General features: G+C 38.6%; 27 protein-coding genes. 4 read left to right on the forward strand and 23 right to left on the reverse strand.

Going from position 1 to position 20,996, the window contains the following annotated elements:
• The first annotated feature begins 66 nt into the window (after nt 1-66).
• Nucleotides 67-648, forward strand: a complete 582-nt coding sequence (locus tag ACTQ45_RS06690; protein ID WP_441753328.1) for a TetR/AcrR family transcriptional regulator — start codon at nt 67-69, stop codon at nt 646-648.
• Between the two features lie 114 nt (nt 649-762).
• On the forward strand, nt 763-1,461 hold the full coding sequence (locus ACTQ45_RS06695) for a pseudouridine synthase (protein WP_441753329.1): 699 nt from the start codon (nt 763-765) through the stop codon (nt 1,459-1,461).
• A gap of 150 nt (nt 1,462-1,611) precedes the next feature.
• On the opposite strand, the gene ACTQ45_RS06700 is transcribed toward ACTQ45_RS06695, so the two are convergent.
• The 11 genes from ACTQ45_RS06700 to ACTQ45_RS06750 form a co-directional block, all read right to left on the reverse strand.
• The gene (locus ACTQ45_RS06700) at nt 1,612-1,905 is read right to left on the reverse strand and encodes a hypothetical protein (protein ID WP_441763299.1); all 294 of its coding nucleotides are present in this window, start codon (nt 1,903-1,905) and stop codon (nt 1,612-1,614) included.
• Between the two features lie 201 nt (nt 1,906-2,106).
• Nucleotides 2,107-2,442 (reverse strand): hypothetical protein, encoded by a 336-nt coding sequence (locus ACTQ45_RS06705; RefSeq protein WP_441763300.1) that lies wholly within the window; start codon nt 2,440-2,442, stop codon nt 2,107-2,109.
• 154 nt (nt 2,443-2,596) lie between these two features.
• Nucleotides 2,597-3,139, reverse strand: a complete 543-nt coding sequence (locus ACTQ45_RS06710) for a hypothetical protein (protein ID WP_441763301.1) — start codon at nt 3,137-3,139, stop codon at nt 2,597-2,599.
• Nucleotides 3,140-3,162: 23 nt separating this feature from the next.
• Nucleotides 3,163-3,759, reverse strand: a complete 597-nt coding sequence (locus ACTQ45_RS06715; protein ID WP_441763302.1) for a hypothetical protein — start codon at nt 3,757-3,759, stop codon at nt 3,163-3,165.
• Entirely contained in the window at nt 3,735-4,484 is a 750-nt protein-coding gene (locus ACTQ45_RS06720; RefSeq protein WP_441763303.1) for a peptidoglycan recognition protein family protein, read from the reverse strand. The genes ACTQ45_RS06715 and ACTQ45_RS06720 overlap by 25 nt, the downstream gene beginning before the upstream one ends.
• 72 nt (nt 4,485-4,556) lie before the next feature.
• On the reverse strand, nt 4,557-4,877 hold the full coding sequence (locus ACTQ45_RS06725) for a hypothetical protein (RefSeq protein ID WP_441763304.1): 321 nt from the start codon (nt 4,875-4,877) through the stop codon (nt 4,557-4,559).
• A 4-nt stretch (nt 4,878-4,881) separates the two neighbouring features.
• Nucleotides 4,882-5,640: a hypothetical protein gene (locus ACTQ45_RS06730; protein ID WP_441763305.1), complete on the reverse strand. Its 759-nt coding sequence runs from the start codon at nt 5,638-5,640 to the stop codon at nt 4,882-4,884.
• Nucleotides 5,641-5,805, reverse strand: a complete 165-nt coding sequence (locus ACTQ45_RS06735) for a YvrJ family protein (RefSeq protein ID WP_441753338.1) — start codon at nt 5,803-5,805, stop codon at nt 5,641-5,643.
• Complete coding sequence (locus ACTQ45_RS06740; RefSeq protein ID WP_441753339.1) at nt 5,802-5,987, reverse strand: hypothetical protein; 186 nt, start codon at nt 5,985-5,987, stop codon at nt 5,802-5,804. The genes ACTQ45_RS06735 and ACTQ45_RS06740 overlap by 4 nt, the downstream gene beginning before the upstream one ends.
• On the reverse strand, nt 5,980-6,384 hold the full coding sequence (locus tag ACTQ45_RS06745; protein WP_441763306.1) for a sigma-70 family RNA polymerase sigma factor: 405 nt from the start codon (nt 6,382-6,384) through the stop codon (nt 5,980-5,982). Before ACTQ45_RS06745 ends, ACTQ45_RS06740 begins: the two co-directional genes overlap by 8 nt.
• Nucleotides 6,385-6,608: 224 nt before the next feature.
• On the reverse strand, nt 6,609-6,980 hold the full coding sequence (locus ACTQ45_RS06750) for a hypothetical protein (RefSeq protein ID WP_441763307.1): 372 nt from the start codon (nt 6,978-6,980) through the stop codon (nt 6,609-6,611).
• 549 nt (nt 6,981-7,529) lie between these two features.
• Between ACTQ45_RS06750 and ACTQ45_RS06755 the strand changes: the two genes are divergently transcribed.
• Complete coding sequence (locus ACTQ45_RS06755) at nt 7,530-8,696, forward strand: ABC transporter substrate-binding protein (protein WP_441753343.1); 1,167 nt, start codon at nt 7,530-7,532, stop codon at nt 8,694-8,696.
• Between the two features lie 295 nt (nt 8,697-8,991).
• On the opposite strand, the gene ACTQ45_RS06760 is transcribed toward ACTQ45_RS06755, so the two are convergent.
• The 7 genes from ACTQ45_RS06760 to tsaE form a co-directional block, all read right to left on the reverse strand.
• On the reverse strand, nt 8,992-10,065 hold the full coding sequence (locus ACTQ45_RS06760; RefSeq protein WP_441753345.1) for an ABC transporter substrate-binding protein: 1,074 nt from the start codon (nt 10,063-10,065) through the stop codon (nt 8,992-8,994).
• On the reverse strand, nt 10,062-10,892 hold the full coding sequence (locus tag ACTQ45_RS06765; RefSeq protein WP_441753347.1) for an ABC transporter permease: 831 nt from the start codon (nt 10,890-10,892) through the stop codon (nt 10,062-10,064). The genes ACTQ45_RS06760 and ACTQ45_RS06765 overlap by 4 nt, the downstream gene beginning before the upstream one ends.
• Nucleotides 10,885-11,703: an ABC transporter permease gene (locus tag ACTQ45_RS06770; protein WP_441753348.1), complete on the reverse strand. Its 819-nt coding sequence runs from the start codon at nt 11,701-11,703 to the stop codon at nt 10,885-10,887. Before ACTQ45_RS06770 ends, ACTQ45_RS06765 begins: the two co-directional genes overlap by 8 nt.
• Nucleotides 11,704-11,717: 14 nt before the next feature.
• Nucleotides 11,718-12,809: an ABC transporter ATP-binding protein gene (locus ACTQ45_RS06775; protein ID WP_441753350.1), complete on the reverse strand. Its 1,092-nt coding sequence runs from the start codon at nt 12,807-12,809 to the stop codon at nt 11,718-11,720.
• 1,139 nt (nt 12,810-13,948) lie between these two features.
• Nucleotides 13,949-14,869, reverse strand: a complete 921-nt coding sequence (gene murB, locus ACTQ45_RS06780; protein WP_441763308.1) for a UDP-N-acetylmuramate dehydrogenase — start codon at nt 14,867-14,869, stop codon at nt 13,949-13,951.
• A 146-nt stretch (nt 14,870-15,015) separates the two neighbouring features.
• Complete coding sequence (locus tag ACTQ45_RS06785; protein WP_441763309.1) at nt 15,016-15,528, reverse strand: GNAT family N-acetyltransferase; 513 nt, start codon at nt 15,526-15,528, stop codon at nt 15,016-15,018.
• A gap of 22 nt (nt 15,529-15,550) precedes the next feature.
• Nucleotides 15,551-16,066 (reverse strand): tRNA (adenosine(37)-N6)-threonylcarbamoyltransferase complex ATPase subunit type 1 TsaE, encoded by a 516-nt coding sequence (gene tsaE / locus ACTQ45_RS06790; protein WP_441763310.1) that lies wholly within the window; start codon nt 16,064-16,066, stop codon nt 15,551-15,553.
• Nucleotides 16,067-16,225: 159 nt separating this feature from the next.
• Here tsaE and ACTQ45_RS06795 point away from each other — a divergent pair, with 159 nt between their 5' ends.
• Nucleotides 16,226-16,855: a DUF4430 domain-containing protein gene (locus ACTQ45_RS06795; protein WP_441763311.1), complete on the forward strand. Its 630-nt coding sequence runs from the start codon at nt 16,226-16,228 to the stop codon at nt 16,853-16,855.
• Between the two features lie 436 nt (nt 16,856-17,291).
• Here ACTQ45_RS06795 and pta read toward each other — a convergent pair whose 3' ends face one another.
• The 5 genes from pta to ACTQ45_RS06820 all read right to left on the reverse strand — a co-directional run bounded on the left by pta (nt 17,292) and on the right by ACTQ45_RS06820 (nt 20,748).
• A complete protein-coding gene (gene pta / locus ACTQ45_RS06800) occupies nt 17,292-18,275 on the reverse strand; it encodes a phosphate acetyltransferase (RefSeq protein WP_441753702.1) in 984 nt (327 codons plus the stop codon).
• Nucleotides 18,276-18,376: 101 nt separating this feature from the next.
• Nucleotides 18,377-19,333 (reverse strand): DUF4349 domain-containing protein, encoded by a 957-nt coding sequence (locus tag ACTQ45_RS06805; RefSeq protein WP_441763312.1) that lies wholly within the window; start codon nt 19,331-19,333, stop codon nt 18,377-18,379.
• A 138-nt stretch (nt 19,334-19,471) separates the two neighbouring features.
• The gene (locus tag ACTQ45_RS06810; RefSeq protein ID WP_153831162.1) at nt 19,472-19,618 is read right to left on the reverse strand and encodes a hypothetical protein; all 147 of its coding nucleotides are present in this window, start codon (nt 19,616-19,618) and stop codon (nt 19,472-19,474) included.
• 105 nt (nt 19,619-19,723) lie between these two features.
• Nucleotides 19,724-20,413 carry a permease prefix domain 1-containing protein gene (locus ACTQ45_RS06815; RefSeq protein WP_441753706.1) on the reverse strand — a complete coding sequence of 230 codons (690 nt, stop codon included), beginning with the start codon at nt 20,411-20,413 and terminating at the stop codon, nt 19,724-19,726.
• A 17-nt stretch (nt 20,414-20,430) separates the two neighbouring features.
• On the reverse strand, nt 20,431-20,748 hold the full coding sequence (locus ACTQ45_RS06820; RefSeq protein ID WP_441753708.1) for a PadR family transcriptional regulator: 318 nt from the start codon (nt 20,746-20,748) through the stop codon (nt 20,431-20,433).
• Between the last annotated feature and the right edge of the window lie 248 nt (nt 20,749-20,996).

A 20,996-nucleotide genomic window follows, 5' to 3' on the forward strand; every position in this document is an offset into this window, starting at 1 on the left:
AGGTCGGCAGACATAATTCTGCATGTGTCACTTAATTGACACTTACGAACCAACTGTTCATTTACTATGAAAGAGGTGACGTTTATTATCGATAAATTAGATTTACGCGTCCAGAAAACATACAAGTCACTGATCGATTCCTTTGAAGGCTTGCTGCGTGAAAAAGAATTCGAGAAAATATCTGTTAAAGAAATATGTGATGCCGCGGTAATCAGGCGTCCTACTTTCTACAAACATTTTCTAGATAAATATGACTTCCTATCTTTTTTTATCAAACACAAAATGGGGATTATTTTTGACCACGCCTTTCACAATTTAAATGACGACGGGACAAATTTCTTTATCCTGGTATTTGAGCAATTACTCGATCAATTCGATAATCTATCTTTCCTGATTTTTAGACTTCAAATGAATTCTGATATCAACATTGAGTTAGAAAACATTCAAGAATATGGCCAGAATATGTTAAACAAGCGAGTCAGTGGTGGAGAGAACACGAGTGGTATCGCAATGGGTAGTGAATACAAAGGCCAAATCATTATGGGAATCACCATTCAATCGGTCTATTGGTATAAAAACAATCAAGATAGAATGAGTCGCACAGAAATTATCGAGCTTTATCAACAAACTTTAGCTAAACTTTGGTAAGGAGGATTGATCAGTAAGTTGCTTTTTCAATCGTTCTTTACTAGCCAAATTTACATTTTTCAGGCATCATCTAATTAGCGTAAAAAAATATTTCATGAATAAGGGCGTGTCAGAATGCGTATTAATAAGTACATTGGAGAATCGGGAAAAGCCTCTAGACGAGGTGCTGACCGATTAGTTAATGAAGGTAGAGTGACCATAAACGGTGAATTGGCAGCTTTAGGGAGTGTCGTTCAAGCTGGTGATGATGTTCGAATTGATGACCAGCCAGTGTATGTTGAAACTGAGAAAGTTTACATGGCATTGAATAAGCCAGTCGGTATTACTAGTACGACCGATTCAGATATCGCAGGCAATATTGTCGACCTGATGAATCATCCCCTTCGAGTATTCCATATCGGTCGCTTGGACAAGGACTCTGAAGGTTTAATCTTAATGACAAACGATGGTGATATTGTTAACCCAATTTTACGATCTGAACATCAACATGAAAAAGAATATATCGTGTCCGTCGACAAACCGATTAAACGTGATTTTCTAAGAAGGATGTCTGCCGGAGTCGAAATTTTAGATACGACCACCTTACCTTGTAAAGTCACACAATTATCTAAATTTGATTTCAAAATAATTCTGACACAAGGCTTGAACCGCCAAATTCGTCGGATGACGGCTGCCCTAGGTTACAAAGTTGTTCACTTACAGAGAATTCGAATCATGAATATTCACTTAGGCGATTTGCCTCATGGTAAATGGCGGAATTTGACTAAACAAGAATTAATTGACTTGTTTGAAGAATTGAATTACCATCCATAAAACTAAAAACTAGGTAGAAACCAACATCATGTGGTTTCTACCTAGTTTTTTATTAATCGACGATTAGTTTTCTTTTAATGTCACTCATTCAAAAGCGATGAATGAGTGACATTTTAGCGCAATATACATCAGATAGTCTCAAGTTATTGATTAATACCAAAAGAAACCACTTTTGAATCGCCTTACATTAATCTTAGGATTTTTGCTCTTCATAAACTGCACCCATTCTTCTTCTGTCGCGTTAATAAAGGAACCTCTCGCATAATACATAATAATTCCTTTCTGATTACGAACGAAAATTATATCACTAGAGAAATAAATGCCTTTCATTCTAGAATAATCATAATGGATTATTTTTCCGTGAATACTCTGCCTAATACCTTCTTTAGTATAAATATCTTCCTGAGATTCCGGTAAATTTCTTTCATAAACATGTTGTCTCATGTTTATGAAGCCTGCCAAAATTTAAAATTTATAGTATAAGCCAAACAGAAGAATTCCCCCTAAAATTATAAGCATAATCCCCAAAAAGGAACCTACTACGAAAGGATTCAAACTCACAAATGCTCTCTTGATACCGAGTTCCCAATTCTTAGTAGGCTGCTCCGATTGATATTGAATCATGCTTGCACCGCTCCATCTCCATCACTCTATTTCTGTAAGAAGTATTACAGTTCCAAAAAAGGTCGCTTTAACAGCTTCATTAGCTATAAGAGCACCAAATGCTGATGCACCCAACACTAATAGAATTCCTGCACCAACTGCCAACATAACCATACCCGCTACCGTTTTAACAACCTCAAAATCTTGCTCAATCGATTCTACACTCGTCACCGGTTCTGTTGACCCTACCGGAGCATACAAAGGACCCATTCCTGAGAAAATCACTTCGGTTACTAAAGCACTCGCAACGGTTGAGCCATCTGTTAGTGGGACTGAGTAAGACGTAATGAAACGTAAGGTTAACTCACGTTTTGGCAAATCTATATCATGCTCAATGGATGAACCTAAGCCGGTATTGCTAATATTTTCTCTTGTTCTATTTGGATTTCAATAACTTCATCAACTAAACTAATCCTTAAATATCAATCACTGGACAGGTTTAATATTTAAGGACTTTCTTGAATTTCATCAATTAAAATCGAAAATAGTCATTCTTTAAATACTTCACTTTTATCTTAGGATTGCGTTCTTTCATAAAAGCTAGCCATTCTTCTTCTGTGGCATTGTTAAAGGAATCTCGTTCATACATTGTTAACAATTTGAATCTACTTTGAACTAAAATTACATCACTAAAAAATATTATTCTAGTTATTTCCCTATATGAAAATTTAAAAGTAGTACCTAACAATTGTCGTTCTATCTCATCTGAATTAAATATTTCACAATGTAGATTAGGTGAATTCCTCTTTTTAATAGTTCGTTTCACTCTTAAAACATATAACGGCACACCAACCAAAGATGTTAACAATAAATGACCAATAAATGTTAATAATGTAGCTTTTAGCACCCACCCAAAGTTATAGTTTATGGGCAAGTCATGTATTAAAATATACAATACCCATGCTATAAAAAAGAAAACTAAGAGAAGGCATGATTTAATATTAATTCCAACATTTTGTCTGTACACACCTTTTCTGATTGTATTCAACACATTTTTATCATTTTGATAACTCAAGGTCAAGACTATCACTTCCTTGTTTATTTTGTAAAGAGAAGTACTGCAGCAAATGATAAACCAGAAACAGGATTAAAAACCGTTATTCCAGCCACTAATACCACAGCTGCATAGTAGAGAGCGCTATTGTTTTGGTAAGTGTAATTTGTTTCTATTTCTCTTTTAATCGGTTCCACACTAGTCACCGGTTCTGATGACCCTACTGGCGCATACAAAGGTCCCATGCCTGAGAAAACCACTTCGGTTACTAAAGCACTCGCAACAGATGAACCGTCGGTTAATGTAACTGAATAAGACGTGATAAAACGTAAGGTTAGCTCACGTTTTGGCAAATCTATATCATACTCAATGGATGAACCTAGACCGGTGTTGCTACTATTCTTCAAAGGTTCTAGTATACTAAATAAATCAAAAAACTCAATACCAGATAAGCTTTTGCCTAGATTTTCTTGCAGTAAACTATCGAAGATCGATTCAACTTCTCGGCGTGCAACTGTACTATATTTCGTTCGCGATGTGCGATAATTATCTGTAAACAACTCAACTTCTGGACTATAACTATTGAATAATCCATGTCGTGCACGAACATTAAAACTTAAAGGTATATAAGGGGGCTCCATGTTTCAACTCCATACCCAATTATTTTGGGCATGATATTATCATATTTACTATAATTCAATTTATTCTGGACAAAAGTTTTTACTTGCTGATCCTTCTGATTTTTTGTTAAAGAGGTTGTCTGACTACTCTTAACCTTATTTCGAATAGCTGATAAAGCATTCGTCGCATTGTAGAAGCGATTTCCTGGACAGGTTGTACTGCCCGCTGGTCCTGGTACATCTCGGTGTCCGATAATATTCGATGGTGAGATATTGTACTTATTACATAAGAAAGATAATAAGCGAACCAAGCTGTTAACTTGAGCAGATGTAGGCATTGTAAATTCAAAGTTTCCTAACAAGGTGACGCATAATGCAATTGTATTCATCGGTTGCTTGGCATGAGCACCTACATAATTAACAGATCGTCCTTGCATAATAACTCCAGACTTACCAATCGCAAAATGATAACCAATATCACCCCAACCTAAGCTTTGGTGGTAATCTTGAACTGCCTTCATGTACGATACATCATTACTACTGTACCCAGCTGTATGGTGAACCACAATATGTGACAGTTGAGCAAGACTTCTAGTCCCTGACATACCAGATGAAATCGTCCCCGAAGCTCCCCAGTAACTTCTTGGTTTGATATCTACAACGCCTTCTCCATCTAATTCAATACCATCATAAATATAAGATATGTCCGACTCAATAGATGTTGAGCCTTCTTCATATTTTGGCAAATGTGATAGCGAACTATCTTCATCTGCTGGTGCGTAAATAGCGACTCTTCCAAAAGACTCAGTTTGAATAATTTAGACATCTAGCGCTGGATTTCCAACGACCGCGTAGCTTAAGCCACCATACTGTGCAGGTGCTAAGTGGCCAATCGCATGAGCCGATACATAAGGTCCATTGGGATTATAAACACCCCAAGAATTCATATGTGGATTTAGATTTAAATAATTACCTGCTACTGGTGACGTGGATGTCCCACCAGGACCACTTGGAACCGGATTGCCGAAATCTCCATCGCGGTATTGTGGAGATGTCGTTAAAGAGCTATCCTCATCTCGTGGGGCATAGATACCCACTTTCCCAAAAGCTTCTGTCTGGATTAAATAAATATCATTCACAGGATTACCCAGAACTTTGTACGATAGCCCCCCCGAATTCTTGAGGAGATAATCTCCCCACCAAGTAAGCTGACGTATAAGGTCCATTCTCATTATATACTGCCCATGAAGCCATATGAGGATGCAAATTCAAGAAACTGCCTGACTCCACATAATCGTTTGAATCTCCTGGATCAACAATTACACTATTATAGTTATGATAGGTAGGATTGCTAGTTCGAGAACTATCTGCATCAACTGGCGCATAGATAGCAACTTGTCCAAAGGACTCTGTTTGAATGATTAAGATATCATTCCCTTTATTACCTATGATTTTATTGGATAACCCGCCATAAGTTGCTGGACTTAGTGTACCTATTTTAGAATTTGATACATAGGGACCTCCTACATTATAAATAGCCCACGATTGCATATGTGGATGTAGATTTAAATAATTCCCTGAAATTCCTGGCGTTGGAACAGGATTACCAGGCTGACTAGGTGTGGGATTGGAAACAGCTCCATAATAGGTACTATCTGTGTAAAATGCATAAGGCCAGGTCAAGCCTTCTGTGTCGTTCGGCACATAAATAGCGACTCTACCAAAACTTTCAGTAGCTATTACATACAAATCATTTCCTAGTGATTCCGATATTTTATAAGATAATCCTCCATATAAACTTGGATTTAAATAACCGACTGCGTAAGCTCCAGAATACGGTCCTCCCGTATTATAAACTGCCCAATTTGCTCTTTTTGCGTATAAATTAATATATCTTGACATTTAATGTATCTCCTTTTCAATGTATTGACTGATAGTATTCTCTAATTGTAATATCGCTTGGTTCATCTCTTTGAGTAATACCTCAAATCGATTTAGTAGATAGATGACTAAGAATATTGGAAAACCAAAATTAGCCAACAAATTAACAAATTCCTCGATAGTCACTCCTCCTTCACACTATTAAACTTCTCCATGTATTGTATGATTGCTAAATAATACTCTTGCTTAAATTCCTCTAATCTTATCTGTGGTACATTCTTTAGATGCTTATAGATCAATGGACGTAAATAAGCGATAACCTGAGTGTAATCATTTTCTTTTAATGCCCTTACAAACATTTCATCCATAGTGAGTTCCCTCCATTATTTGCCGCATTTTCTCTAAAGCTCTTTGTTTAGTTTGGGATACTGCTTGAGGAGAGATGTGATCTCTTTCAGCAATTTCAGTTAAACTTAAGTTCTGTCCAAAGAATAAAACGAGTGTTCTTTGTTCTTTTTCTGTCAAATGATTCAAAGCTGCAAGCAAGACGGTATTAAAGACATAAGTATCAAATTGGCGCCCATTTGATGTGTCATATCCTTCATAAGTCTCTTCAATTTCTGAAAATTCAATCGTATCAGTATAACGATTTTCTTTTTTTAATAAATCTAGCTTTAAACCAGGTAACTTCTTTTTCATAACATGTAGAAATTTATAGGCTTTTTCGAAATCTTCTTGTGTAAGAGGTGTATTCTTTGAGCTCATGATCATCAATTCCTTTCCCTTACACCTAATAATACGAACGTACATTCTCTTTTTTAAACCTGATTAATCCATCTTTTTGATTATTTATTTTAAATAATCAAAAATTACTGAAGTAATTCTTTACATTGCCACTGGTATAGTAGCGTTTCATGGACATAAAAAAGTTAATACACGCCTATAAAAAACAAAAAAACGAGCCAATTAGACTCGTTGTACACTCCTATTTAAATAATGTCATCCGACATAAAACCTTCGATGCTATAGCGGCAAGCCCAATTCTTATCATGGGGTTTGCCGGCAATTTGGAGGGCCATGATCCATTCGCCGACTGCAATTGCTCCCACTTTCGTGCCGCTGCTGGCAAGCATTTCATCTTCGGAAATGATAAAGCGTTTCTTGGCGGTAATTCCCGTTAACTCAGCTCGCAAGTTATACTGACTATCGTAAATAAGCACGATATCAATCGGATGCTCAGGTACATCCAATCGAAACATTAAGCTAGACAATAGGTCTGGCACTTCAAAACATTCAATAATAAAAGAGGTCGCTGCTGATTCATGAGCGTCGATTTCAATTTCTTTTTCACTTAGTTGCATCTGATCACATCCTTACCTCTAATCTTTATCTTAGTTTATCAAATGATTATTAATTTAAGTCAAGTCTTTATGTAAAATTTTTGTAAAGGCTTACCTTCTTTTAAGCACTCACTTCTTTACCTTTCATTCGGAGGCTTTAACTCTCTCTTAATTTCATTTATTAATTTCACATGAGAAAAAGGTTGCAATTCTAATTCTGTTTTTATATAATGAATTCAACAACTTAGAGGAGGCAACCATCATGTTTAAACAAACAACAAAATTTAATACTGTTCATGTTGCGTCTGTCGCTTCTACGAACCAATACTTATTATTATTATTAGTCATCTAGGATTCCAGCCATTCGGTCGGGTCCTATTTCTCGCGAAATCGGGCCTGACTAGTAGTAATTACGACTAGCAAGCCTGATTATCATCGGGCTTGCTTTTTTGTTTGCTTCATTCTATCCGGAAGATGGGTCAAGTAAATCGGCAGTTGATACTAAGTAGAGGGATGTTTCAAACACTATTGACCACAATATGATTTATCAAACCTTAGGAGGAATTATTTATGTTTAAAAAAATCGTAACGCGTGTACTGACTGGTGCTACTATTCTATCGACGGCTATGGCTACCTTTGCTGTTGCTCCTGCAACGATTTCCGCTCAAGATGATGGCGACACGGTTCGCATCGGGTCTTTATATGAATTATCAGGAGCAGTAGCCGCTTATGGACAAACACAGTCGAAGGCGATTTCAATGGCAGTCGCTGAGATTAACGAAGCTGGTGGAATCGATGGCAAGCAAATTGAAGTCGTCGAGTTTGATACAAAATCAGATGATACTGAAGCAGCTGTCTTAGCTACGCGTCTAGCTTCTACGGAAAACGTGTCCGTCATCATTGGCCCTGCTACAACGAGCCAGATGCAAGCGGCGATTCCGATTGTGAATGAGTTTGAGGTTCCTTTGATCGCGCCGTCTGTTACGGATACAAATATTGTCTTTGATGACGAAGGAAATGTCCATCCGTTTGCTTATCGCACGTCTTGGCCAAACTCTTTCCAAGGGGCTGGGATTGGTAAATTTGCTTATGAGAACTTAGAAGCTGAGAAAATGGTTGTGATTTATGACAACTCAAGTGACTATGGTGTCGGTTTATATGAAAACTTCAAAGACAATTATGAAGGTGAAATTGTAACCGTTGAGACTGTTCAACCTTCAGATAGTGACTTTAGTGCGGTTGTGACAAACTTAATGGCTGAAGAATTCGATGCGATTACAATTCTTGCTTTCTATCAAACGGCCGGTCCATTAGTGAAGCAGATTCGTGAGATGGGCTTTGAACAACCGATTATTGGTTCAAACGGTTTTGGTAATGACATTATTTATGAATTGGCTCTACCTGAGAATATGAATGATGTTTACTATGCGTCACTTTACCCTATTCTTGAAGATGATGAATTTGTTAAAAAATATCAAGCTGAATTTGGCAGCAATCCTGATATGTTCGCGGCACTAGCCTACGATACGGTTTACATGGTTAAACAAGCCATTGAACAAGCAGGTTCGACGGATCCAGTTGCTGTTAATGAAGCTTTAGAAAACCTTGGCAGTTTTGAAGGAATTACGGGTTCATTCATCTTTGATGAAAACCACAATCCAACGAAAAATGTTGTCAACTTGATTGAAATTCAAGACGCTGAAGAAGTTGGCGTTCATGAAGTTGTGTTTGACTAAGTTTTCTTAGAGATTTATTTTAGCCCCTTGTCAATCGCTTCTATTATATAGGGCAGTTTTGAACCATTCGAAAATCTCATCAACACTCTGTTTTAGCTTGAGCTTGCCTACGCTCTGGCTGATGACAGAGTGTTTTTGTCTTGCTTTGGAAGGACCGAGTAAGAAACAGGAGTTGGGGGGATGATGGTTGATGGTGTGGTTCGTTAGGGGCTTTGGTGATTACTTGATGGTTGTATAGCTTATTGTCCCCAAATAAAAAAAGCTGTACCCGTATTGGATACAGCTTGCTTTGGTGTTAGCGTGGTTCGATTTTGACTTCTAGGTAGATTTCGTTGTATTGAATCAATTTCTCTTGTCCGAGGTCGCGGTAGACTTCCAAATGTGAGATGACTTCGTCGCTTGGGTAGAAGGCTTCGTCACTGGTGATTTCTGGATCCATCAGGTCGAGAGCGGCGGCGTTTGGTGTTGCGTAGCCTACGTATTCTGCGTTGATGCCAGCAATTTCTGGGTCTAATAGAAAGTTAATCAGTGCATGTGCACCTTCGGGATTTTTCGAATTGGCTGGAATCACGAGGTTGTCAAACCATAGGTTTGAGCCTTCTTCGGGCACATGGTAGGCGAGGTCTTCGTTCTCCCACATGGCGGTGGCAGCTTCTCCTGAAAAAGTGATGCCAATTGGTGCTTCTTCTTGGTTGACATGCATTTTGATTTCATCGGCCACGAGGGCAATAATATTTGGCATAAGTGTTTTCATTTTGGCCGCTGCTTCGAGCAGTTTGTCATCGTCGGTCTCATTGAGTGAGTAGCCGAGTGATTGTAGGCCAATGCCTAAGACTTCGCGGGCGCCGTCATAGATCATAATGCTTGAGGCAAATTCCGGGTTCCATAAGTCATCCCATGTTTCGACTTGGCTCGCATCAATATATTTCGTGTTGTAAAGAATGCCAAGCGTGCCCCAGAAATATGGTATTGAATACTCATTATTCGGGTCGAAGGGCTGATTGATGAAGCGCTGATCCAAGTATTGAAAATTTGGTAATTGGCTATAATCAATCGGTTGTAATAAGTCGGCATCAATCATGCTTTCGATCATGTATTCACTTGGTACGAGGATGTCGTACTGGGTGCCGCCTTGTTGGACTTTAGTGAACATCGCTTCGTTTGAGTCGAAGGTTTCATAGATTACACTATAGCCTGTTTCTTCTTCAAAGCGCTCGAGTAAGTCGGGGTCGATGTAGTCTCCCCAGTTATAAAACGTTAAGACTTTACCGTCGGTTAAGCCTTGTGAGCTTTCTAGTTGGTAGCGGATGCCGAATAGGGCTGCCACGACGACTAGAATAGCAATGGTCATATTGATCAGTGTTTTCATGCGTCTAACACCGCCTTGTTACGTTTTTGCAGTTTCGCTTTTCGTCTTTGTTCGTTCATTTGCAGGCTATAGTAGCCGCTAACTAGCACTAAGGCGAGTAAGAACATCAAGCTACTTAAGGCATTTATTTCTAAACTAACGCCGGTTCTAGCACGTGAGTATACTTCGACCGATAAGGTACTGAAGCCGTTACCTGTCACAAAGAATGTAACAGCAAAATCGTCTAGGGAATAAGTAAAGGCCATAAAGAAGCCTGAGAAAATTCCGGTTGAAATGCTTGGTAAAATGACACGACTGAGTATTTGACCATGGCTGGCGCCTAAATCTTGGGCTGCTACAATCATGGTAGGATTCATTTCATAGAGTCTTGGTAAAACCATCAAGACGACGATGGGAATACTAAAGGCAACATGGGCCAGTAAGACACTCGCAAAGCCTAGTTGAATTGGAACGAGTACTGAGAATAAAATCAGGAAACTGGCTCCCATCATAACGTCTGGTGTGACCATTAAGATGTTGTTCAAGTTAAGCATTGCTTGGCGTCGCCCTTTCTGACGCATATAGTAAATCGCAATGGCTCCGAATGTTCCAATGATGGTCGATAATAAAGCAGACAATAAGGCCACTATAAAGGTATTGACGATAAAAGTAATCAAGCGCGTATCTTCAAATAAGCTTTGGTAATGTTCCCAAGTGAAACCTGTGAAGCCTGTCATATCGCCACCGGCGTTGAAGGAATAGAACATTAAGTAAAAGATTGGCGCGTAGAGAATCACGAACATCAAGACGATATAAACGTTCGACCATTTAAAATTTGTTTTATTCATTGACTAACGCCCCCTTATCTTTGCGGTCGCGGGTCAAGAACATTACCATTACCATGGCGATCATTAAAATCACGCCAATGGTCGAGCCCATGCCCCAGTTTTGCGTTACTAAGAAATGTTGTTCTACGGCTGTCCCCAGTGTAATCACACGGTTACCCCCGATTAAACGCGTTAACATAAAGAGTGATAAGGATGGAATGAAGACGGCTTGAACCCCACTGCGAATACCTCGCATAGATAATGGGAAGACAACGCGTCGAACAGTTTCCAATTGTGAAGCCCCTAAGTCTTTCGATGCTTCCATCAGAGAGTTAGGGATTTCATCAATCGAGTTGAATATTGGCAACATCATAAATGGTAGCTCGATATACGCCGCTACCAATAAGAATGAGGCATCCGTAAATAAAAGTTGCACTGGCCCAATGCCCATGCCAGTCAACCATTGATTAATTGGGCCCGTTTGTCCCAACAAACCAATAAAAGCGTATGTCTTTAATAGTAGGTTAATCCATGTTGGCAATATAATTAACATCAGCCATAGACGTTTATTTTTCGTTTTAGTTAAAAAGTAAGCCATCGGGTAGGCGAATACAAAGGTCACCAAAGTGACTAGAAACGCATACCAGAAGGAACTTGCGGTCATAATTAAATAGTTGCGTGACGTAAAGAAATGCACATAGTTATCTAGAGTAAAGTTACCCTGTATATCAAAAAAAGACTGATATAACAGTAAGGCAAGTGGCGCAAATACAAACATCACAATCCATAGGTAATATGGAAGTGCTAGCATATTATTCTTTTTTGTATTCATTTTTTGGCCGCCCCCTAGTCTTCGTATTGTTCAAGACGGGCATCAAAATCTTCTTCAGATTCACCAAAGCGCATCACGTGGATTTCATGTGGTTCAATACTTAAACCGATTTGAGCACCTTCTTCGACTTTGGCTGTTGTGTGGATCATCCACTCATTATTGTCTTCATCATAAGCAATCACTTCGTTAAAGACACCTCGGAAAAGAATCGTATCGACTCTAGCTTGTAATTGACCGGCTTCTGGTTTGGTGATGGCGATATCTTCTGGACGAATCACGACTTCAACGGTTTCGCCTTTGGGAATACCTGCATCCTCACAATCAAACACATGGCCTACAAATTCTACACGGTAGTCTTCAATCATTTTTGCTTCGATGATATTACTTTCACCGATAAAGTCAGCAACGTAACGGTTGATGGGTTCATCATAAATATCAACTGGCGTGCCTGATTGGACGATTTCGCCTTCTTTTAAAACGTAAATCCAGTCTGACATCGCGAGTGCTTCTTCTTGATCATGCGTCACGAATACAAACGTGATGCCTAATCTTTGTTGCAATTCACGTAATTCATACTGCATATCTGTTCTTAATTTTAAGTCAAGCGCTGATAAAGGCTCGTCTAGCAGCAATACATCAGGTTCATTGACTAAAGCGCGCGCAATCGCAACCCTTTGTTTTTGACCTCCGGACATTTCTGAAATGTCTCTTTGTTCATAGCCTGTTAAACGAACTAATTTTAGTACTTCTGTTACTTTTTCTTTGATGGTCTGTTTATCGACTTTCTTGACCGATAAGCCAAACGCAATGTTGTCATACACATTCATATGCGGGAACAATGCATAATCTTGAAAGACCGTGTTAACCTTTCGTTGATTGGCAGGTATTTGGTTAACCTTCTTGCCCTCTATAAATACTTCACCCGAACTAGCGGATGTGAATCCAGCAATAATTCTTAAAATTGTGGTTTTACCACAGCCTGATGGTCCAAGAAGCGTATAAAATTTACCTTTTTCTAATTCCATATCAATCGACTTTAACACTTGTGTGTCATCATAGGATTTTTGGACCCCATTTAATACGACACTATAATTCTGTTTTGACATATGCACATTCTCCTCTGCATAGATTTGTTGACATTATTGACTCCTTTAATACCGATTTGTAAACTGCGTTAAAGCTCCATATGACAACTCTTAACACCATTTACTGTTTGTAAGTTTTGACCTTACGAGAAAAAATTATAACACATTAAATCTATTAAACAATCACTATTTTATCTAAAATTTACGAAAAGCGAAATGTCTAACTCAAGTGTAGTTAACACCGCTTCCAAAGGCAACTGATATACCGCCATTTCGTGCGAAAAACAATTTAAAGCGTTTCAGGTAAAGGTGCCGAGAAACTTGTGCTTGCTAGGGGTGGAGGGGTGGCATCGGTAGAGTCATGATTTGATGCTGTTGGATCTCTGCCTGGTTTTCTCTCAACTCAATTCTAATTGTCCCACTCAGACTTTGAGTGGGCACGTTAAAGTTTTAATTGTCCCACTCAACTTTCGAGTGGGATAATTAGAGCGAAAACTTAACCTTTTGCGTGTATAACCACATGCCTACTTGAACATTTCACAGGGAATCCGACTGATTTCTGGTCAATTTTAGTTAAAGCTAAATCTAATTGTTCCACTCAGATTTTGAGTGGGCACGTTAAAGTTTTAATTGTCCCACTCAACTTTCGAGTGGGCTAATTAGAGCGAAAACTTAACCTTTTGCGTGTATAACCACATGCCTACTTGATCATTTAAAGGGAATCCGACTGATTTCTGGCCAATTTTAGTTAAAGCTAAATCTAATTGTTCCACTCAAATTTCGAGTGGGCACGTTAAAGTTTTAATTGTCCCACTCAACTTTCGCGTGGGATAATTAGAGCGAAAACTTAACCCTTTGCGTGTATAACCACATGCCTACTTGAACATTTTAAAGGGAATTCGACTGATTTCTGGCCAATTTTAGTTAAAGCTAAATCTAATTGTTCCACTCAGATTTTGAGTGGGCACGTTAAAGTTTTAATTGTCCCCCTCAACTTCCGAGTGGGATAATTAGAGCGAAAAGCACGAATTATTCGTCAAAAGGTGGACATTGTATCGTCCCTATTTTAGAGAGCGATAGTAAATTAAGCTTAAATATAACATTTCTTACACATAAAAAAAAGGCAGACCAACGTCCACCTTTTCTTGTCATCATATTATTTAATTTTCCGTTATTTCTGGATTTTCACCGATAATTCTTACTTCTGGTTCTAATTCAACTTTATTAAGTTCCCAGATTCTTTGTTGAATAAATTCAATCATATCTGTATAGTCGGTTGCTGTCGCATGGTCAACGTTGACGATGAAGCCCGCATGTTTGCGAGAAATTTCTGCGCCTCCGATACGGTAACCTTGTAAACCAGCATCTTGAATTAACTTACCTGTGTAATAACCAACTGGGCGTTTAAAGACACTCCCACATGATGGGTATTCTAAAGGTTGTTTTTCTTCGCGTAATTCTGTTAAATGCATCATTTCTTCTTTAATGGCAATTGGTTCGCCGTCAGTTAATTGGAAAGTAACAGTTAGCACAATGTCTGTGCTTGATTGGAAAATACTGTGACGGTAACTGAATTCACATTCTTCATTGGTTAAAGTTTTAAATTCGCCGTCTCGTGTAATCACATCAACTGATGTAATCACTTCTTTTACTTCACCACCGTAAGCACCCGCATTCATATAAACAGCGCCACCGATACTACCTGGAATACCGCATGCAAATTCTAGGCCAGTTAATTTTTCAGTTAAGGCGCGGTAGCTCACGTCGATTAAACGAGCGCCACTATCTGCAATAATTTTTCCGTCTTCCGTTGCAGCTACTGAGTCTAAGTCAGTTAGAATCATGACAATACCGCGGATACCACCGTCACGCACAATTAAATTACTTGCATTACCAAGAATAGTTAAAGGCACCTCTTGATTACGTGCCCAGTCAACGATTGTCTTTACTTCTTCAACCGTTTTAGGAAAGGCTGTGACATCGGCCTTACCGCCTGTTTTTGTATAAGTATAATTTGCTAAGGCATCATTGTATTGGATTTTTATTGTTGGATATAAAACTGATAGTTGTTGATAATTCATGAGTCAATCCCTCTCGCACATTGTTAAGTCTTTTACTATTCTAGTGAAAGATGTCAATAAAGTAAAGCATCCACAAGTTAAGAAAAGGTAACAATCTGAATAATTGCCTTTTATTAACTTAGGATGCTTTTAACTATATGCCCTTATTATAATAGCAATTCCATTACATATGAATCATAGTAATTGCAATTGTATTTTAATCGTTGTTTAAGTGTGCCAACTATTTCGAAACCGAAGCGTTCATATAACTTAACCGCTCGTCGATTATCTTTAACAACTTCTAAAGTAATGACTTTTAAGCCAACCTGTCTACCGAAATCCAATAAGTCTTCCATCAAAAGGCCACCAATTCCGTAGCCCCAATATTCTTGGATCAGACTTAATCCAATCTCAGCTACATGGGCTTGCTTTTGACTACCAAAAGTAGCTAAATTTCCCATGCCAATAATTTGATCGTCCACTTCGACGACCAACATCAGATTCGTTTCTGAGGTTGCAAAGGTATGAATTAAGTCCATTTCCTGCGCAACGGTTAAACCAACGCCTTCTGATCCGAATGTTAAGTAGTTCGTTTCTTTACCAACTTGTTGTGTTAAGCCAATCAAGGCGCGAGCATCATTTGGTTCTGCTTGCCGAATAATCGTATCTATTTCGTGCATATCATCTTCGTGTCGAAAGTCCCTATACGAATACATTTTCCGATTCATTCCTTTCCCAATTTTTCATCCACTCTGCCACTAACTGTTCATATTTCTTGGCTTCTTTTTCTCCGTGTACGGTGATTTCAATTTGTCGCGCGGTCAACTCATTCTGCGGTACAAATCCTATTTTGATAAAAGTTTCTGGTAAATAGTCTGCAATATATTCTGACCATTCGATGAAAACAACGGTATCTGGTCTTAAATAACTATGTAAATCAATTGAATCTGCGCCTCCGGTTTCTAAACGGTAAGCATCTATATGTATCAATTCCAAGGGCTTATCCCCTTCGATTGAGTATTCCTTCACAATGGTATAAGTTGGGCTTTTTATTGCACGTCTAATACCCAACGCTTTTCCCAAACCTTGGGTAAATGTAGTCTTCCCACTACCTAGAGGTCCATCCAATAATACAACCGTGCCTGGTTGCAATACTTTTGCTAGTTCTGCTGCCAAATATTGGGTTTCCTGTGAAGAATTAACCGATAAAAGCTTCACGGTTTTTTCCTCCTTCATGTCAATTTCATTTGTGCGGGTAAATCGCACATTTTACTATATAATCATTATATTAAAATTGTGTCAAGACTGCTAATCATTTGACTTTTAGCCGATTTATTGCTAACTTTATAACATAGAATCGATTGGAGGTCGACATGCATGAAGAAATTTTTAAAATTAATTACACTTCCATTATTAGCAACTATTCTAGTTGCTTGTGGGAATGAAGCAGAAGAGCCAAATACAGAAAGTTCTGCGGTAGAAGAGACTTCGTCTGTTGAAGAAACTACGGAATCAGTTTCTGAATCTACAGAAAGCGAAACAAGTGAAAGTGAATCTGTAGAAGAAACAGAATCTGTTGAAGAATCTGAGGACGCTGACGAAACAGCTATTACTTTGTCGCTTGTAGTTTCTGGTACTGAAGAGACTTTAGGTGAATTTTCAGTTCCGTTTGAAGATGGTATGAATGTACTTGGCGCAATGGAAGCTGCTGAAGGTTTAGAGTTCACATTTAATGAAGAAGACGGCGTAATTGATGTTATCGATGGCATTACTAACGATTACGAAACCGGCGAAACTTGGGTATACTTATTAAATGACCAAATGGCTGAAATGGGAGTAGTTTCTCAAACTTTAGTTGAAGGTGACGATATTAAATGGTATTTCGGAACAATCGATCAAATTCCAATTACAATTATTCCGGCCGACGATGAAGTTGTCGAAGAAGATGTAACTGTTGAAGACGAAGCAGCTGAAGAACAAGTTGAAGTCATCGAAGATACAGAATAATCCTTATCATTGCTCGCTTTTGACCTTCTCCGGAAGGTCTTTTTTTTATTGGAATGGACTTGTGCTTGCTGGTTGTTCAGGGGGTCCCTACAGTTCAGTAGGATTTCTTTTTTATTTTGGTCTTTTGCTTGTAAATGTCCTTATTTAACCCATGGGTAAACTTGATGGACTTGATGGGGTTAGTGAAATGAATATAACCAGTACTTCCTTGTGATTTAATTGCCTCGAGTGTTAATAATAATCTGGTTTAACCTGCCGGATCGACTCGTGAGTCAACACGTTGACTATATTAAATTGTTAAAATTAACATTTGGAACCTATACTCAGACAAGCTTACAGCAATATATATCCCCTTTCCTTTATTTGATGCCAAATTACAAAAACAGCCAGCACTCATAAATGAGGCTGGCTGTTTTTAATAGGAATATAAAACTGATTAAGCTTGGATTGCTTGGTTCGCTGTAATGATTGTAACGTTATAAACGTCTTCTTCCACACAACCACGAGACAAGTCAGAAACTGGTTTGTTTAAACCTTGTAAGATTGGTCCAACTGCTTGGTAGTTACCTAAGCGTTGTGCAATCTTGTAACCAAGGTTACCTGATTGGATTTCTGGGAATACATAAACTGTTGCGCGTCCTGCTACTGTTGAGTTTGGCACTTTTTGTCTTGCTACAACTTCTGAGTATGCAGCGTCAAATTGTAATTCACCGTCAATTTCGTATTCTGGAGCTAATTCTTTCGCAATGCGCGTTGCTTCAACCACACGGTCAACATCTTCTGAACTTCCTGAACCATGAGAAGAGAAACTTAATAAAGCAACACGTGGTTCAATATCAAATAACTCAGCTGTCTTAGCACTTTCTACTGCGATTTCAGCTAATGCTTGAGCATCAGGTTTGATGTTAATCGCACAGTCAGAGAATACTAATTTTTGGCCATCTCTTTGAGGTGGAACCATGATGAATGCACCACTTGTACGTGATACACCTGGTTTAGTTTTAATAATTTGTAAAGCTGGTCTTACTGTATCACCCGTTGCGTAAACAGCACCACACACCATACCATCTGCAATGTCCATGTGAACTAACATTGTACCAAAGTAAGCTTTGTCTTTCAACATTTGGCGTGCTTGCTCTTCAGTTGCTTTACCTTTACGACGTTCAACGAATGAAGCTACCATGTCGTCAAATTGATCATATTCTTCTGGATTATAAATCGTTAATTGATCAATTAGCCAGTTGTTAGCATCCGCTAATTCTTTAATTTCAGTTGGATTACCTATTAGAATTGGCTCCACTAAATCATCAGTCTTAAGACGAATTGCCGCACCTAGAACTCGACGGTCATTTGCTTCAGGAAAAGCAATTTTTAAGCCTTTGCCTTCAATCTTTTGCGACAAACTTGTAAACATATCCATTGTGTGTATTCCTCCATAAACTTATTAACTTCACTTCTATCTTACACCTTTTTCAAAAATCTTTAAAGCCCAATACTACTATTCATTTGTAATGAAAGATATTAGTTCAGTTTATCGTTAGTGTGAACCTCTTCGTCTATTGCTTTTTTCTTGTTTTTTCGCTTGAATGGATTACGTAAACCGACCGCTTTAAAAACAGGTTTGATAATATAACGGTAAATCAAGTAAAAAATCACGATAAACAATAAGTAAGGCAGTATGAAAATTAGCGATAAAATCCCTTGCTGTAAAACATCAATCGCACGGTAGCCTGTTTGAGCAAATGCTCTGACAAGGTCATCCCAGAATGAACGCTGGCTGCCTCCTTCTTCTAATTCCAACACTTCTCTTAAGGTCACAGTGATGGTCGAACGGCTGACTTGATCGTTTAGATGTTGTTGTTCAGCTAATAATTGATCGCGTTCTAAAATTGCCGCATCTAGACTGTTTTGAATTTCAATAATATCTGAGATATTCTGAGCTTCATCTAATAATTCATTTAACCGCTCTACTCGAGCATTGATGGATTCTAAACGAATATCTAAATCACGAATTGACATCGTGACATCTTGTGAGCCACGTGATGTGCTTAATAACTCTCCGATTTCACCATTCGTTAATGTTTCTAAAAACGGTTCGAAATCATCTTGCGGAATTCTTAAGGTCAAGGATAAGGTATATAAACGCTCATCACTTTGAGAACTTGTTCGGTTATCATAGTAGGTTTGCGTATATTCGTCTTGGAACTGTACTTGCGCTGTTCCAGATTCGATTGCCTCCAACAAAGCCGCTTTCGTTTCTTCATAAGTAATTGTCTGTAACTCGACACTTGCTGTATAAATCAACGCTTGAGTATCGGTTGTTTCTTGACCAGTCTGCGTTTGTTCCGTAGACGAATCCATCGCCATTTGCTCAGCTTCACGTACATAAGGTTGTGTCTCTTGATAACTCGTTGAGTCAGTGCCACACCCCACTAATGCAACAGTAGCTAACATCAGCATCATTAGTTTCTTATACATCTCTTTCACTCTCCTTCTTAGTCCATAGTCATACTTTTATTATACACAGACCGCTTTTTAAACACGATTAAAAGCCCTTATCTGTACAAAATACAGCCCCAAAGCATTCTAGCTCCAGCGCTGTATCATTTTCTAGTTTTATTGTGTGTCGCGTACTAAATATTGGTCAATGACAGCCGCTACAGGGATAATTACCCAAGCAGTTCCCCACCAATTAAATAGAACACCAAGCACCATGTAAATGACTGAAGCAACTGATGTTAGACGGAAATTTTTCATATTCATGAATCTTCCTTCTTTCTTTTTCTCCCTAATGAGTCACAAGTGTGTTTATGTCTCAGTCCTAACTTCATTATACAAAAAATCAATACTTAATTGAATTGATAGCCCTTAGTCGAAAGCTAAAAGCGCTGTTACGATTGGGAAGATAACCCATGCGGTCCCCCACATATTGAAAAATGTGCCGGCTACTAAATAAATTGCGACTGCGACGAGCCAAATGTTGCTTCTAATTTTTGCCCAAAGATTATCATTTCTATTGTGACGAGGGGCTTTGTCTTTTAATATTTTTTCGGCTTCCCCAGGGTCTAAAAATTGAAGTAGTTCCCGTGACCTGAAATATTTCATGTAATATTCGTGTTGATTGATCAGTGATAGGAAGAAAAAGAGTGCGATGGCGCCGCTGACTAAAAAACCGATTCCCGCTACGATTCCTCCGCCCCATTGACGTAACACAATGGTAATGACTAATGGCAAGATTAATAATGCTATCGTTGCCGCGAACTTCATCGAATAATCTTTCATAAACAGTTGATATTCTTCGATTATTTCTTCGTCTTTGGCGCTTAATTTATCCTCAGTCGTTCGCTCTTTCAATACTAATTCGTCCGCCAGTTCATCAATCGTTCCAAATTCGCTCATGACTTTTCCGACTGCCGCATCATGGGACAAGCCTTCCAATGTCAAGTCACGATATTTTTCTTCCATGGTCATTAATAGCGATTCTTTGAGTCTAAGAGCTTGTTCGGTTTCCTGGTAAGCTGCAAATATATTATTTAAATAAGTATTGAAAACTTCCATTTTCTTGCCTCCTGTTTTTAGATGAATTGTGTCATCAAGCTTTTTATTAGTGACCATTCTTCCTTGCGACGTTTGAACTCTTGGCGTCCGGCGGAAGTGATGGTGTAGTTTACCCGTTTTCTACCGTGGGTTTCTTGAGTATCATATGAAGAAATCCATCCATTTTTTTCAAGCCGAGCAAAGGCAGAATAGAGTGTGGTTTCTTTCAATTGATACATCTGTGCCGCTCGTAATTTAATTTCTTTCCCAATCTCGTAAGCATAACTATCGCCTTCCGCTAATAAACTTAATATCAGCAAATCATGAAAGCCACGCATGACATCACTTGATATCAACCCGCCACCTCTTTTCATCCAATTGTCTTTTACTCCATCTGTTGTAGTAATTGTAACACGTTTACTACGACAGATAAAGTAATTACTCCAAAGTTCAGACTAAGGTCTGATAGCTAGGCTGACGACTTGGTCCGCTTGCTGTTGTGAGGATTGTCCTGGTCGCACTGTGAGCCTTGTCCTAACGCCAGCCTATGTAAGTGTCTTGATGATTATATAAAAGCGAACAGATATCTTTAATCCTTTTGAGC

Origin of the sequence: Fundicoccus sp. Sow4_D5 (assembly GCF_052116365.1) — a bacterium.
Taxonomy (GTDB): Bacteria; Bacillota; Bacilli; order Lactobacillales; family Aerococcaceae; genus Fundicoccus.

Excerpts from the sequence above, each read along its gene's own strand:
- ACTQ45_RS06690 (WP_441753328.1), top strand. The coding sequence starts at position 67 with ATGAAAGAGGTGACGTTTATTATCGATAAATTAGATTTACGCGTCCAG.
- ACTQ45_RS06695 (WP_441753329.1), top strand. The coding sequence starts at position 763 with ATGCGTATTAATAAGTACATTGGAGAATCGGGAAAAGCCTCTAGACGA.
- ACTQ45_RS06700 (WP_441763299.1), bottom strand. The coding sequence starts at position 1,905 with ATGAGACAACATGTTTATGAAAGAAATTTACCGGAATCTCAGGAAGAT.
- ACTQ45_RS06715 (WP_441763302.1), bottom strand. The coding sequence starts at position 3,759 with ATGGAGCCCCCTTATATACCTTTAAGTTTTAATGTTCGTGCACGACAT.
- ACTQ45_RS06730 (WP_441763305.1), bottom strand. The coding sequence starts at position 5,640 with ATGTCAAGATATATTAATTTATACGCAAAAAGAGCAAATTGGGCAGTT.
- ACTQ45_RS06740 (WP_441753339.1), bottom strand. The coding sequence starts at position 5,987 with ATGGATGAAATGTTTGTAAGGGCATTAAAAGAAAATGATTACACTCAG.
- ACTQ45_RS06745 (WP_441763306.1), bottom strand. The coding sequence starts at position 6,384 with ATGAGCTCAAAGAATACACCTCTTACACAAGAAGATTTCGAAAAAGCC.
- ACTQ45_RS06750 (WP_441763307.1), bottom strand. The coding sequence starts at position 6,980 with ATGCAACTAAGTGAAAAAGAAATTGAAATCGACGCTCATGAATCAGCA.
- ACTQ45_RS06755 (WP_441753343.1), top strand. The coding sequence starts at position 7,530 with ATGTTTAAAAAAATCGTAACGCGTGTACTGACTGGTGCTACTATTCTA.
- ACTQ45_RS06760 (WP_441753345.1), bottom strand. The coding sequence starts at position 10,065 with ATGAAAACACTGATCAATATGACCATTGCTATTCTAGTCGTCGTGGCA.
- ACTQ45_RS06765 (WP_441753347.1), bottom strand. The coding sequence starts at position 10,892 with ATGAATAAAACAAATTTTAAATGGTCGAACGTTTATATCGTCTTGATG.
- ACTQ45_RS06770 (WP_441753348.1), bottom strand. The coding sequence starts at position 11,703 with ATGAATACAAAAAAGAATAATATGCTAGCACTTCCATATTACCTATGG.
- ACTQ45_RS06775 (WP_441753350.1), bottom strand. The coding sequence starts at position 12,809 with ATGTCAAAACAGAATTATAGTGTCGTATTAAATGGGGTCCAAAAATCC.
- murB (WP_441763308.1), bottom strand. The coding sequence starts at position 14,869 with ATGAATTATCAACAACTATCAGTTTTATATCCAACAATAAAAATCCAA.
- ACTQ45_RS06785 (WP_441763309.1), bottom strand. The coding sequence starts at position 15,528 with ATGCACGAAATAGATACGATTATTCGGCAAGCAGAACCAAATGATGCT.
- ACTQ45_RS06795 (WP_441763311.1), top strand. The coding sequence starts at position 16,226 with ATGAAGAAATTTTTAAAATTAATTACACTTCCATTATTAGCAACTATT.
- pta (WP_441753702.1), bottom strand. The coding sequence starts at position 18,275 with ATGGATATGTTTACAAGTTTGTCGCAAAAGATTGAAGGCAAAGGCTTA.
- ACTQ45_RS06805 (WP_441763312.1), bottom strand. The coding sequence starts at position 19,333 with ATGTATAAGAAACTAATGATGCTGATGTTAGCTACTGTTGCATTAGTG.
- ACTQ45_RS06810 (WP_153831162.1), bottom strand. The coding sequence starts at position 19,618 with ATGAATATGAAAAATTTCCGTCTAACATCAGTTGCTTCAGTCATTTAC.
- ACTQ45_RS06815 (WP_441753706.1), bottom strand. The coding sequence starts at position 20,413 with ATGGAAGTTTTCAATACTTATTTAAATAATATATTTGCAGCTTACCAG.